Annotated in this window: 7 protein-coding genes and 1 pseudogene; 3 read left to right on the top strand and 5 right to left on the bottom strand. The window is 51.9% G+C overall.

Annotated elements, in window-relative coordinates:
* Nucleotides 1-4,458 carry a glutamate synthase large subunit gene (gene gltB / locus CBP31_RS05670; protein WP_087035327.1) on the bottom strand — a complete coding sequence of 1,486 codons (4,458 nt, stop codon included), beginning with the start codon at nucleotides 4,456-4,458 and terminating at the stop codon, nucleotides 1-3.
* 309 nt (nucleotides 4,459-4,767) lie between these two features.
* On the opposite strand from gltB, the gene arcB reads away from it, so the two are divergent.
* The 3 genes and pseudogenes from arcB (at nucleotide 4,768) to CBP31_RS05650 (ending at nucleotide 10,127) form a co-directional block, all read left to right on the top strand.
* A complete protein-coding gene (gene arcB / locus CBP31_RS05660) occupies nucleotides 4,768-7,194 on the top strand; it encodes an aerobic respiration two-component sensor histidine kinase ArcB (protein WP_087035323.1) in 2,427 nt (808 codons plus the stop codon).
* Nucleotides 7,191-8,617 (top strand): annotated as a pseudogene (dgt, locus tag CBP31_RS05655) (dGTPase). Before arcB ends, dgt begins: the two are co-directional and overlap by 4 nt.
* Nucleotides 8,618-8,825: 208 nt before the next feature.
* Complete coding sequence (locus tag CBP31_RS05650) at nucleotides 8,826-10,127, top strand: inverse autotransporter beta domain-containing protein (protein WP_227875197.1); 1,302 nt, start codon at nucleotides 8,826-8,828, stop codon at nucleotides 10,125-10,127.
* A 366-nt stretch (nucleotides 10,128-10,493) separates the two neighbouring features.
* Here CBP31_RS05650 and rfaH read toward each other — a convergent pair whose 3' ends face one another.
* The 4 genes from rfaH to metN all read right to left on the bottom strand — a co-directional run bounded on the left by rfaH (nucleotide 10,494) and on the right by metN (nucleotide 13,659).
* Nucleotides 10,494-11,003, bottom strand: a complete 510-nt coding sequence (gene rfaH / locus CBP31_RS05645; protein WP_087035319.1) for a transcription/translation regulatory transformer protein RfaH — start codon at nucleotides 11,001-11,003, stop codon at nucleotides 10,494-10,496.
* Between the two features lie 125 nt (nucleotides 11,004-11,128).
* The gene (gene metQ / locus CBP31_RS05640; protein WP_087035317.1) at nucleotides 11,129-11,965 is read right to left on the bottom strand and encodes a methionine ABC transporter substrate-binding lipoprotein MetQ; all 837 of its coding nucleotides are present in this window, start codon (nucleotides 11,963-11,965) and stop codon (nucleotides 11,129-11,131) included.
* Between the two features lie 16 nt (nucleotides 11,966-11,981).
* Nucleotides 11,982-12,635, bottom strand: a complete 654-nt coding sequence (locus tag CBP31_RS05635; protein ID WP_087035315.1) for a methionine ABC transporter permease — start codon at nucleotides 12,633-12,635, stop codon at nucleotides 11,982-11,984.
* The gene (gene metN / locus CBP31_RS05630; RefSeq protein ID WP_087035313.1) at nucleotides 12,616-13,659 is read right to left on the bottom strand and encodes a methionine ABC transporter ATP-binding protein MetN; all 1,044 of its coding nucleotides are present in this window, start codon (nucleotides 13,657-13,659) and stop codon (nucleotides 12,616-12,618) included. The genes CBP31_RS05635 and metN overlap by 20 nt, the downstream gene beginning before the upstream one ends.
* Between the last annotated feature and the right edge of the window lie 171 nt (nucleotides 13,660-13,830).

Here is a 13,830-nt window from a genome sequence, read left to right as displayed (position 1 = left end):
TTACTGTGCATGGACCCGCAGCTCTGCGGTGGAACGGCTCTGATGACCCAATAAAGAAGTCACATCACTGGATTTGGGTTTAACCAACTTGAACATGGGCAAATAATGACCGAAATTGGCCAAGATCTGCTGTGCTCTTTGACTGCCGGTTTCTTGCAGATGCTGGGTGATAATTCCGCGCAGATGTTCTTGGTGGATCATCAAATCACCCAGCTCCAGCAATTCCACCAGCTCAAAGTTGGTTTTCAGCTCGAAGTCGTTCGCTTCATCCAGCACATAGGCAAAGCCGCCGGTCATGCCGGCAGCAAAGTTAACGCCGGTAGAGCCCAGCACTGTCACTATGCCGCTGGTCATGTATTCGCAACCGTTGTCGCCTACGCCTTCCACCACGGCTAGGGTGCCGGAGTTACGCACCGCGAATCGTTCACCGGCACGGCCCGCCACGTACAGATGGCCGCCGGTGGCGCCATATAGGCAAGTGTTACCCACCAAAGTGGCCTCATGGGAGGCGAATGCCACGCCCACATGAGACTTGATCACCAGTTTGCCGCCGGTCATGCCTTTGCCGACGTAATCGTTGGCATCACCGGTGAGGATCATCTCCAGACCGCCGGCGTTCCAAACCCCAAAACTTTGGCCGGCGGTACCATCTAAGTGGATACGAATCGGATCTGCCGCCATGCCTTGGTTACCGTGCCGCTGGGCGATTTCGCCAGACAGGCGGGCGCCCACCGAGCGGTCGGTATTACGAATGGAGTAATAAAAATCGCCACCGCTGCTGGTTTCCACCGCACTTAGGGTGTCTTGAGTGATCTGCAGATTAAGCGCGCCCTTGTCGACATTGGGGTTAGCTTCCTGACAAAACACGCCCAAGCCTGACTTAGGTTGGGGTTTGGCAATGATGCCGGACAAGTCCAGTTTCTGCTGTTTGGCGGTCAGGCCCGGCAGTATTTCCAGTAGATCGGTACGGCCAATCAAATCCGTCAACTGTGATACGCCCAGTTGTGCCATTAGCTCGCGGGTTTCTTCGGCAATAAACTTAAAGTAGTGCTCTACCATCTCGGGCAGGCCAAGGAAGTGGTCGCGGCGCAGTTTTTCATCCTGAGTGGCCACGCCGGTGGCGCAGTTATTCAGGTGGCAAATACGCAGATACTTGCAACCTAATGCCACCATAGGGCCGGTACCAAAACCGAAGCTCTCGGCCCCCAAAATCGCCGCCTTAACGATATCCAGACCGGTTTTTAGGCCGCCGTCTACCTGCAGTCGTATCTTGTGGCGCAGGCCGTTAGCCACCAGCGCTTGCTGGGTTTCGGCCAGCCCTAGCTCCCAAGGGGAGCCGGCATACTTGACCGAAGACAGTGGACTGGCGCCCGTGCCGCCATCGTAACCGGAGATGGTGATCAAGTCCGCATAGGCCTTGGCCACACCGGTGGCAATAGTGCCGACACCGGGCTCGGACACCAGCTTGACCGATACCAAGCAGCGGGGATTAATTTGCTTGATATCGAAGATCAGCTGGGCCAAATCCTCAATGGAATAAATATCGTGGTGTGGCGGCGGTGAAATCAGCGTCACGCCGGGTACTGCATAGCGCAGCTTGGCAATTTCGGCGGTCACCTTGTGGCCGGGCAGCTGGCCGCCTTCGCCGGGCTTGGCACCCTGAGCTATTTTGATCTGAATCACTTCGGCGTTCATCAAGTAGTGAGGCGTAACTCCAAAGCGACCGGAAGCCACCTGTTTGATCTTGGAGTTCTTCAAGGTATTAAAGCGCCGCGCGTCTTCACCGCCCTCGCCGGAGTTACTCTTACCACCGAGACGGTTCATGGCAATGGCCAATGACTCATGAGCCTCTGGGCCCAAGGCGCCGATGGACATAGCCGCACTGTCGAAGCGGGGGAAAAGCTCACTGGCCGGCTCTACTTGCTCCAGTGGTATGCCAGAGCCATTTACTTTAAGCGCCAGCAAGTCGCGCAGCGTGGCCACCGGGCGTTCATTCACCAGCTTGGCGTACACCTGATAATCTGCATAATTGCCAGAGCGCACTGCGGTTTGCAGGGTGGTGACCACATCTGGGTTATAGCTGTGGTACTCGCCATCGTGCACATACTTGAGCAGCCCTCCCTGATTAAGGGGCTTGCGGGCAATCCAGGCTACTCGGCTCAAGTTGAATAAATCTTGCTGAAAGTCCTCGAAAGAAGCGCCTTGCACGCGGCTGGTCACCCCTTTAAAGCACAGCTCAGTCACTTCCTGATGCAGGCCTATGGCTTCAAACAGCTGGGAGTAACGATAAGAGGCAATAGTGCTGATGCCCATCTTGGACATGACTTTGTACAGGCCCTTATTAATGGCGTTGCGAAAGTTAAGCAGCGCCTCGCGCAGCGGCATCTTGAGCACGCCGTCTTCCACCATGCGCGCCAGCGTTTCATAAGCTAAATAGGGATAGATGGCGGTGACGCCAAACCCAAGCAACACCGCAAACTGATGCGGGTCTCGGGTGCTGGCGGTTTCTACTATGATGTTGGAGTCACAACGCAGGTTGTGTTCGACCAGCGTGCGCTGCACGGCACCGGCGGCCATGGCAGCGGGTATCGGCAAGGTGTCTTTACTGATATTACGATCGCTCAGCACCAGCAATACGCTACCGGTTTCAGCGGCGGCCTTGGCGTTGTTACACAGGCGGGTAATGGCGGCTTGCAAACCTTCTGCGGGATCAAAATTCAGATCCAGCACTGTGTGCTTATGGTGGGTTTGATCCAAGCTCATTAGCTGATCAAAGTCGGAATACAGCAAAATTGGTGATTCAAACTGCACTCTATGAGCGTGACCATGGGTTTCGTTAAAGACGTTTTGCTCGCGACCGATCAAGGTGGTCAGCGACATAACGTGATTTTCCCGCAACGAGTCGATAGGCGGGTTGGTTACTTGGGCAAACATTTGACGAAAGTAGTCATACAGAGAGCGCGGCTTACTAGATAACACCGCCATGGGGGTATCATCACCCATGGAACCGACCGCTTCTTGGCCGTTTTCGCCCATCACTCGGATCACCTGCTCTAGCTCTTCCATCGAGTAGCCGAATAACTTTTGATAAGTGCGCAGGGTATCGACGTTCAGTTGACTCTGGCCTGCCAGATCGTCGGGTAAATCCTCGAAGCGGGTGAGGCGGTGTTTGTGCTTGGCCATCCACTCTTGATAAGGGTGGCGACACTTAAGGTCGTCATCAATCTCGAAGCTGGTCCAGATCTTGCCTTGAGCGGTATCGACCACGAATAGCTCGCCCGGGCCCACGCGGCCTTTTTCAATGACCTCGTCTGGGGTGTAGTCCCAGATGCCGATTTCCGAGGCCAACGTAATAAAGCCGTCTTTGGTGCGCACAAAACGCGCCGGGCGCAGGCCATTGCGATCCAGAGCGCAGGCGGCGAAGCGACCGTCAGACATCACTATGCCGGCAGGGCCATCCCAGGGCTCCATATGCATGGAGTTAAAATCGTAGAAGGCGCGCAAGTCTTGATCCATGGCGGTATTTTTTTGCCAAGCGGGTGGGATCAGCATGCGCATGGCCCGGAACAAGTCCATGCCACCGGCCAAGAACAGCTCTAACATGTTGTCTAGGCTGGAGGAGTCAGAACCATCGGTATTGACGAAAGGTGCGGCTTCTTTGAGGTCTGGCAGTAATGGCGAGCCAAACTTGTAGGCGCGCGCCTGAGCCCAACGGCGGTTACCGCCTATGGTGTTGATTTCGCCGTTATGAGCCAGAAAGCGGAACGGCTGAGCCAGCGGCCAGCGCGGTTGAGTATTAGTGGAGAAGCGCTGGTGAAACACACAAATGGCCGATTGCAGGCGGATGTCTGCAAGGTCTAAATAAAAGCGGGGCAAGTCGGCGGGCATGCACAGGCCCTTGTAGGTCATCACCAGATTAGACAGGCTGACCACATAGAAGTACTCGTCACTAATGCGCTTTTCAATACGCCGACGCATGATATAGAGGCGACGTTCAATGTCTTTTTCTACCCAGCCGGTGGGCGCGTTAATAAATACCTGCTCGATACGGGGCAAGGATGCCATGGCAATCTCGCCCAGCACCTGAGTGTTAATCGGCACTTCTCGCCAACCCACTAGGCTTAAGGTTTCTTTTTCCAGTTCTTCATTAACGATGCGTCGACATTGCTCGGCCAGCACTGGGTCTGGATTAAGAAACATCATGCCCACTGCATATTTACGACCCAGCTGCCAGTTTTTGTCTTTGGCGACGGCGCGAAAGAAACTATCGGGCTTTTGCATTAACAGGCCGCAACCGTCGCCGGTTTTACCATCGGCGGCAATACCGCCTCTATGCTGCATGCGATCGAGCGCCGAAATAGCAAGCCGAACCAGCTTATGGCTGGCATCACCCTCTATATGAGCGATCAGGCCAAAACCACAGTTATCCTTTTCAAGCGTGGGGTCATAAAGAGACATTCCATTCCTCCATTGCAGCTGCCACGTATGACGAGTGCACCATTACACTTAATCACTATGCGGATGAAGCAGCATGGCTTGTTAGCAGCTAGCTTACAAAATATAGCGGTTTTTATAGTCGAAAAATACCAATTTGATGCGTTATCGCTTATTAAACGGCCAATAGCAGGCCTTATATTCAAAACGATTGGCCCCATTGTGGGAGGTCCATATACCCAGGTTATTTAGCGCCTTGAGGGGGATCAACGGCATGACAGGCTAGGGTTAAGTCGGTATCCTGCTTTTATATCAATGCTGACGGAAACATAAATGAAACCCATAAAAACTTGGGCCCAGTATTACGTAGATTTGATGACCAAATTGGGCATTGTGCGTTTTAGCATGCTGCTGGCCACCTGCATTATCTTGCTGGCTATTTTTATCCAAGTGGGCGTCACGCTATTTTTACGCGGCAACGTGGAGTCGGTAGACTTAGTGCGCTCGATATTCTTTGGCTTATTAGTCACCCCTTGGGCCGTGTATTTTTTATCTGTGGTGGTGGATCAGCTGGAAGACTCGCGCCAGCGCTTGAGTAGGCTGGTGCAGCGGCTGCAACAGATGCGAGAGCGGGACTTGGAGCTGAATAATGAGTTGCAAGAAAAAATCGAACTGCTGAATTGCCAAATAGAAGAAACCCACAAGGCAGAAACCGGCCGTGACCAAGCAATCGAAGATTTAGAAGCGGAAGTCTATCAGCGCGAAAAGGCACAAATGGAGTCGCAAGAGCGCATGGCTTTATTGCGCTCCTTTATCGATACCTCGCCAGATTTGGTGTATTACCGCAACGAGCGCGAAGAGTTCTCCGGCTGTAACCGTGCCATGGAAAACTTACTCGGCAAGCAAGAGAAAGAGCTGATTGGCTTAACGCCTTACGATGTATACCCGGCGGACGTGGCCGAAAAAGTGGTCGAAACCGATAAAGAAGTGTTTGCCCGCAACGAGAGCCAAACCTATGAGCAGTGGCTGCAATATCCCGATAGCCGCCGCGCTTGCTTTGAATTGCGCAAGGTGCCGTTTTTTGATCGTAACGGTAAACGGCTCGGTTTATTAGGTTTTGGTCGTGATATTACCGAGCGTAAGCGCTATCAAGAAGAATTAGAAAAAGCCAGCCGCGATAAAACCACCTTTATCTCCACCATTAGCCATGAGTTGCGCACGCCCTTAAATGGCATTGTGGGCTTAAGCCGTATTTTGCTGGCCACCAAGTTAGACAAAGCCCAGCACCAGCATATGAAAACCATTCACTTTAGCGCCGTGACCTTGGGTAATATTTTTAACGATATTATTGATTTAGATAAAATCGATCGCAGCCGCTTAGAGCTGGCGCCCGAGCCCATGGACTTCCCCGGCTTTCTCGACGATTTAGAAAGCTTAGCGCGCTTGCAGGCCGAGCAAAAAGGCCTGTATTTACACTTTGACCGTGACGGTGATATTCCCGACTGGATCATGGCCGATGGTACCCGCCTAAGGCAGGTGTTGTGGAATCTGGTCGGCAATGCGGTGAAGTTCACCGATGAGGGCGGCGTGACCATTCGTTGCATGGCCGATGAGCTGATGGTGGGTGAAATTACCCTGCGCTTTGATATTGAAGATACCGGGATTGGTATTCCGTTAAGCTTGCAGGAGGAAATATTTTCCCTCTACTTTCAAGTGGAAGGTGATAAATACGCCACCGGTACCGGCATTGGTTTGGCGGTGTCTAAGCAATTGGTGGAAACCATGCGCGGCACTATCGAACTCGACAGCGAACCCAACGAAGGCTCCTGTTTTAGCATCACCATCAAGGTGCCCAGAACCTCGGCACCAGTGGACGATCCGGTAGTGGCGCATCTGCCTTGTTTGTCGGTGTTGTTAGTGGAAGATGTGGAGCTAAACGTCACCGTGGCTTGTGCGTTGTTAGAAAAACTGGGCCATCAAGTGACGGTGGCGCGTGACGGTAAAGAAGCCTTTGACTGCTTGGCCGAGCAGTGCTTTGACTTGGTGTTTTTGGATATTCAACTGCCAGACATGACTGGCTTTGATATCGCCGCGCGCCTGCGTAAAGAGGCCCAAGAACAAGATCACAGCTTGCCGCCTTTAGTGGCGCTCACCGCCAATGTGATCAGCGATAAGCAAGAGTATCTGGCCAAAGGCATGGACGATGCCATTAGCAAGCCTTTGTCGTCTAAGGCCATAAAAGGCGTGTTGGCGCGATTTTTTGCCCATAAACCCAGAGTCAGCAATCGTGCCCGTTTACTGGCCTCAACGCCGACGCCGCCCACTATAAACTCCCCCAAGCTAGACTCACCCACGATAGCCCCACCTATCACAGTCTCTCCCTCTGCAGAGCCTGCAATTAATAATGATGAAAGCATTGTTTTGGACTGCGTGTTTCTTAACGATTATGTAGACACCGTGGGGGCGCGTATTTTGTTGTCGAGCGTAGATATGCTGGACGACATGGCGGTTGATTATCTGCGTAAACTTAATGAATTTGTGGCCGCCAAAGCGCAAGACCAGATAGTGGACGAGGCCCATAAGATTAAAGGAGCGGCAGGTTCTGTGGGCTTAAAGCGTATTCAGCAATTGGCACAACTAATCCAAAGCCCTGAACATCCGGATTGGTGGCAAGAAATGGCCGGCTGGAGCCAGCAGTTAAATCATGATTTACCCGGTGATTTGGCCGTGCTGCGCCAGTGGCTGGAGAGCCGCGTATGAGTGATTATCAGGCCTTTATTTTAAGTAATCGCCAGCACAGTTTGCCTGATGCTCTGTCTGAGACGACACCAGATTCCAAACCAGAGGCGCAACCTGATTTTAAAAAAGAGACAGCCTTAAGTGCCATAGAGGCCGATCGCAGCCGAATAGTGCAATGCTCGCCGGTACGCCGCTTACAGCAAAAAACCCAGGTGTTTCCGCTGGACGTGAAAGCCTCGGTGCGCAGCCGCTTAACGCACTCGTTGGAGGTGAAAGAAACCGGCCGCCAGCTGGCGTTACTGGTATTGGCGGATATGGATGAGGTGGTCGATAAGCAAGCCTTTGTCAGCTTAGTGGAAATGGCCTGTTTGCTGCACGACGTGGGCAATCCCCCTTTGGCCATTTTGGTGAAGTGGTGATGATCGACTGGTTGCGCACCCAATTGCCGAGCCTGTTTGCCCAAGCGGTAGGCCAAGGCTCACGGCAATGGCCGATGTTGCTGGCGGACTTACAGCAGTTTGAGGGCAACGCCCAAAGCTTGCGCTTATTGCACAGTTTACAGGGCTTAAATCTCACCCTAAGCCAGTTGGCGGCCTTGCAAAAATACGTGCGCGGCGCCTATCAACGCCAAGGCCAAGCTCCAGATGGAAAAAAGCGCCCTTGGCAACAAAAGCCCGGCCACTACTTTAGTGAGCGGCCGCTGGTACAAGAGATCAGGGCGCTGTTTCCCAGCACCACACGCGGGCGTTATCCTCTGACTTTTCTTATGGAAGCCGCCGATGATATGGCTTATGGCGTGGCAGATTTAGAAGATGCAGTAGACAGAGGCGTGCTCAGTTTAGTGGAGTTGGAGCAGGCAATTTTGCGTGACGGTAACGCGTATCTGCAAGACTGCTGGCACCAAGCACTGGCGGCCGAGCCGGGCTTTTTCAGCCGTTTTCGCCAAACGCTTAATGATGACTTACTGGTGTTAGTGAGCGAGCAATACTTAGTACATCAAGTGGCGATTTTAGATGGCAGTCATGACCAGCCCTTGCTCGCCGTGGAGCAAGCTCCCGCTCAGGCGTTGCAGTGGCTCAAAGATTTTGCGCACAGACAGGTGTTTAACCATCGTGAGGTTGAGGCGCTGGAGCTGGCGGGTTTTTCCGCACTCAAAGGCATTTTAGGCGCATTTGCCCCGTTATTAGCCTTGCCTGAGTCTGAATTTACCAGCCTTGGGCGTCGGCAAGATGCGGAAGGTTTATTGCTTCGCCGCTTATATCATCGGCTGCCACCCCGCCATTTGGCGGCGTATCAGAGAGACAGCCAACATGCGCTATTGTTTGAACAGGCTGCTGAGCGTGAATGGTACTTTAGGGTGCGCTTATTGTTGGATTTTGTCAGCGGCATGACCGACACCTATGTGTTGGAAGAATATCGACTGTTATGTGGTTTTCAAGGCTAGCTAGGTGGTTTTTAAGGCAAATACGGTGTTCAGAGTTAACCTTATTACTCAGCACTTAACCAATCAGAACCATATTTATACGGCCAACATCAGGCGGAGCTGAGTATTACCAATGAAGAAGCGCTCACCCCCAGTCACCGCGCTTAAGCTTGCACATCAGCAATCTCGGCCTCAGCCAAATGCCAGAATAGGGCGCGGGTTGAGCGTTGTGCTGGGCGCCTGCTTACTGAGCGCAAGCTTTAGTAGCCAAGCCGCAGGGCCGCTTATGGTGATGCATCAGGTGGCGGCGGGCGAGACGTGGCGTTTGGTGGCGAAGCAACATCAATTAACCGAGCGTCAATTGCGCCTGCATTACAACCAAACGCGATTTATGACGCCGTTAACGCCGGGCGATTGGATCTGGGTGCCTAATTCAGACTCCCGCGCGGCTCCAGCCACTCTTTCCCAAACGGACACCACGGCTTTTGAAACTAAGGCTACAGATTTAGCTCAGTCCGCTTCTGTTTTGCCAAGCAAGCCCACTCAAGACAGCACTCACTCTGAACCGATGGCAGCCGCAGCTTCAGTACCTATTGGCTCAGAACCCGCGACGTTAGCCAAGGCTCAGCGTGATGACAACTTACCCCGATTAGGACCGCCGGATCCCACGCTGGCCCCGAAAACGGCACAGCTTAAATTAACATTGGCGAGTGCTGCGCAAGCGGCAGCGAACCATAAGTTAGATAAATTTGTGGAGCAGCACAGCAGCAGCTTGGCCGATAGCACCTTGTCGTTCGGCTCCCAACAGCTAAGTGACTGGCTATGGTTAAGCCCTGAGCATTGGAGCTGGGATTATCAGCTGCCGTTATTTGATAAAGAGCTGTTATTTAATAGCAGTTTGGCACTGCCGCTCGGCAATCAGCTGCAAGGCGAAGTGGGCATCGACTATCGGGATCAACGACTTACGTATCAGGCAGGCTTGAATATAGAGCGCGAACTGGGAGGCAGTATCAATGCTCACCTAGAGCCAGTACTGGATTATCAGGCGGGCTGGGATCACCAAAGAGGCGGTGTATTACTGTATTTAGCCGAGCCCGACTGGACGCTCGGCGCGGGTCAGTATCAGCCGTTATCTGGCTGGCAGCAGCAAGAAGGGCGATCAGAAAGAGCCGCAGCCGGGCAAGTGGTATTTGGAGAAGGGCGCTTAGGCTGGGTACCGGGCTTAAGTGTGTCGAGCCAGTTTTATCAGTGGCAAGGGCGACGGCTTAATCTTTATGGCAGTGGCGATAAGTACAAGGCACCCATGTCGAGACAATGGTCATTAAACTATACCCCTTGGCAGATCTTGCGCCTGCAAAGCTCTTTACTGAGCAATAGTAAGGGTACGTTTGAGTCTCGGCTGCGCTTGGGGGTTGAACTGCCTTTAGGATTGGAGCCCGGACTGTGGTGGAAAAGTGTCTTGCAGCAAGCGGATTATCGCCATTATCAGCCGTTACAACATCATCAAGTGCTGGTGTTAGAGCAGAAGTGATAAAGCCTTGCCTAATTACTTATGAACCTCAGCCATTATGCGCCCTGTTTCGGTTTGTTCTTTTGTAGCAGCCAATTCATTCGGCTGGCCAGCTTTGCTGGCTGTTACTGAGGTTTAGATTTAAAGCAAAACATCAAACCGAGCCGAAGTCCTCTTCGCCGAAGAGACGGGCTCCTACAAGAGAATAGACATGCACCACTCTGTAACCAATTGAATTTTTTTTATGAAAAATTATTGAGATATGGCTGAACATTATGGGTAATAAGGAAGCCGTGAGGTGTGATGAGTAAAGTGTGAGGTGCCAGACACCTCATTGTTGGGCATGGATTTTATTCTTCACCATTTACGCCTCACGCCTCCCACCCCTCACGAGTTTTTAGATAATCGCGAAAACTCTTCGTTGCCAAAGCTGGTGGAGGTTTCTTTCTGTAATAAGGTGAGCAACAAGATGGCGCGCATGTCGCCGTCGGCTTCGAGATAAATCGCTTCTAATCCGGTAAAAGGACCTTGCTCGATCCGCACTCGCTCACCAGCTTTAGGCTCGTCGCTTAACTTATCTCTGAGCGCATCGCTGTCGCAATGGGCCATTAAGTCATAAACCAATTCGCTCGGCACTTCGCAAGGGCCGCCACCAAAGCGGACTAAACTGCGCACGCCGCGCGTGGAGCCTATGGTGGTTGAGCTGACTATCTCAAGATCGGCAAGCACGAAAATATAGCCTGGAAATAAGGCTTCTACGCGAGTGACTAACTTACGGCTGACGCGCTTTTTTACCTCTGCGTAAGGGTAAAAAGCTTCTATGCCCTGATTATTAAGATTCTGTAAGGCCCGCTCTTCTTCGCGGGGGCGACACTGCGCCACATACCATTTCTGCATCCTAGGCCCCTATTAATTCGAGTTGCGGATAATAATGACAGTATCATGAAAAAAGGCCACGGCAAGCCGTGACCTTTAACTCGGTTTTTAAATTAATTTATCAGCCTTTAACTACCGACCTTTAACTACCAACCTTTAACTACGCCGCCTTTAAACAGCTCTTTAGCTGCTTCATAGACTTCGTCGCTCTGATAAGCTTTAACAAAGGTCTGGATGCGCTCGTCATCTTGGTTGTCTTTACGAGCCACAATCAGGTTGGCGTACGGGGAGTCTTTGTCTTCTACAAATAAACCGTCACGCTCAGGCAGCAAGTCAATTTGTGAAGCATAAGTGGTGTTGATCACGGAAAACGCCACATCATCCAGTGAGCGAGGCAATTGCGGTGCTTCTAACTCGATAATTTTCAGATTTTTTGGGTTAGCCGTGATGTTTAACGGAGTGGCTTCTAAGCCTACCGCATCATCCACTTCAATCAGTCCTTGTTGCTCTAACAGCAACAAAGTACGGCCTAAGTTAGTCGGGTCGTTCGGCACTGCTACCTTGGCACCATCTTCTAACTCATCCAAGGTCTTAATCACTTTTGAGTAAGCAGCAATAGGGTAAACGAAAGTTTTACCCACGGCCACTAACTCATAGCCACGGTCGGCGATTTGCTTGTCGAGATAAGGCTGATGCTGAAAGGCATTAATGTCTAAGCTGCCATCAGATAAGGCCACGTTAGGCGTCACGTAGTCGCTAAAAGCAACCAGCTCTACATCAAGGTCGTATTTTTCTTTAGCGACCTTTACGGCCACTTCTGCCACTTGCTCTTCAGCACCGGCAATCACGCCTAAGCGCAGCGGTTTAACGGCTGCGGCTTGTTCGGCAGCGGTGGAGTCTTTGGCTTGCTCGCCACAGCCCGCTAATGCCAAAGCAGACGCTAATACACTCACGGTAGTCAGAGCTTTAAAACCTAATTTCATCGGTTATTCCTTTTAATCAACGATGGTCTACATAAGTTACCAGGCGTTCGCCGGCACTTTGGATAATTTGCACTAATACCACCAGCATCACCACAGTAATCAGCATAACTTGCCCATCAAAGCGTTGATAACCGTAGCGAATACCTACATCGCCCAAGCCACCGCCACCGATGGCACCGGCCATGGCCGAGTAGTTCACTAAGGTCACCAGCGTGATAATAATGCCATTAAGCATGCCGGGCAGGGCTTCAGGTAATAATACTTTGCTAATAATTTGCAGGCGCTTAGCGCCCATAGCCTGTGCTGCTTCTACTAGACCTGCGGGCACTTCCATTAACGCCGCCTCCATTAAGCGAGCCACAAACGGAATCGCAGCCACGGTAAGGGGCACTATGGCGGCCATGGTACCGATACTGGTGCCGGCCACCAAGCGGGTAAAGGGAATAATGGCCACCATTAAGATAATAAAGGGAATGGAGCGGCCAATATTAATCACAGTACCTAACACTTTATTAAAAATGGCATTTTGCCAAATTTGCCCCGGCTTACTGACGTGCAATGCTATGCCTAAAGGGATACCTAATAAGCAGGCAATCACCCCTGAGCCAAAGGTCATCAATAAGGTTTCCCAGAGTGCTGATAACAGCAAATTAACCATGGCGTCGGACATAACCGAGTACCTCTACCTGAATTTTATGTTCTTGAAGATAAGCCAGTGCGGCCTGTGTTTGTGCTGGCGCACCTTCCAGCTCCGCCAGCATAAAGCCAAACTTCACGCCGCCTGCGTATTCCATATCGGCGCTTAAGATGCTGACATCCACATTAAGCTCACGACTCAAAATAGAAATCAGTGGGCTATCCACCGTCTCGCCACTAAAGCCCAAGCGGACTAACGGCAAGCTGTCGGCTGCCGGTTCGGCTTGCAAACGCTGCTGATAATCATCAGGAATGGCCAAGTTAATGGTGGAAGCAATAAAGCGGCGCGCCAGCTCAGTTTTAGCATTGGCAAAAAACCACGCCACTTCGCCTTCTTCTATCAGCTCGCCGTCGCTGATAATCGCCACTCGGTCACAAATGGTTTTCACCACCTGCATTTCATGAGTGATCAACAGTATGGTCAGGCCGAGCTTGCGGTTAATGTCTTTTAATAGCGTGAGAATCGATTGGGTAGTATTAGGATCCAGCGCCGAGGTGGCTTCATCACATAACAATACTTTAGGATTTGGAGCCAAGGCGCGTGCGATGGCGACCCGTTGTTTTTGACCGCCAGACAGCGCATTAGGATAAGCGTTGGCTCTGTTGCTTAAGCCCACCAACTCTAATAGCTCGGTTACTCTGTGCTTAATGTCCGCCTTGCTCATGCCGGCCAGCTCTAATGGCAGGGCGACATTGGCGAACACTGTGCGTGAAGACAACAAATTAAAATGCTGAAAAATCATGCCGATCTTGCGCCGCGCTGCCGGCAGCTGACTTTCGCGAAGCACAGTTAAATCTTGGTCGTCGACCAAGACTTGGCCATTGGTGGGGCGCTCTAGCATATTCACGCAGCGGATCAGCGTGCTCTTGCCCGCGCCAGATTCACCGATCACGCCCATAATTTGGCCCGCAGCCACGGCGAGATTAATGTTGCGCACCGCATGCACGGCTTGTTTGCCGTCGCCGTAGCGCTTAGTAATATTGATTAGCTTGATCATCAATGGATGAGCCTATGCGGTAAGGTTTTTCACTACTTTAACAGAACAGGGTAGTGACACGTCACAAAAGTATGACCCATAACCGGTGATGCTAAGCCGTCTGGATGTCTGAGTCAACGCAAAATACGCTGGGCTGTCCAGAAGATGAGACGTGTCTCTTTCTTGCTTATC

Source organism: Oceanisphaera profunda (genome assembly GCF_002157895.1).
Taxonomy (GTDB): domain Bacteria; phylum Pseudomonadota; class Gammaproteobacteria; order Enterobacterales; family Aeromonadaceae; genus Oceanimonas; species Oceanimonas profunda.
This window is presented reverse-complemented; position numbering and strand designations above follow the sequence as displayed.

Excerpts from the sequence above, each read along its gene's own strand:
- gltB (WP_087035327.1), bottom strand. The coding sequence starts at position 4,458 with ATGTCTCTTTATGACCCCACGCTTGAAAAGGATAACTGTGGTTTTGGC.
- arcB (WP_087035323.1), top strand. The coding sequence starts at position 4,768 with ATGAAACCCATAAAAACTTGGGCCCAGTATTACGTAGATTTGATGACC.
- rfaH (WP_087035319.1), bottom strand. The coding sequence starts at position 11,003 with ATGCAGAAATGGTATGTGGCGCAGTGTCGCCCCCGCGAAGAAGAGCGG.
- metQ (WP_087035317.1), bottom strand. The coding sequence starts at position 11,965 with ATGAAATTAGGTTTTAAAGCTCTGACTACCGTGAGTGTATTAGCGTCT.
- CBP31_RS05635 (WP_087035315.1), bottom strand. The coding sequence starts at position 12,635 with ATGTCCGACGCCATGGTTAATTTGCTGTTATCAGCACTCTGGGAAACC.
- metN (WP_087035313.1), bottom strand. The coding sequence starts at position 13,659 with ATGATCAAGCTAATCAATATTACTAAGCGCTACGGCGACGGCAAACAA.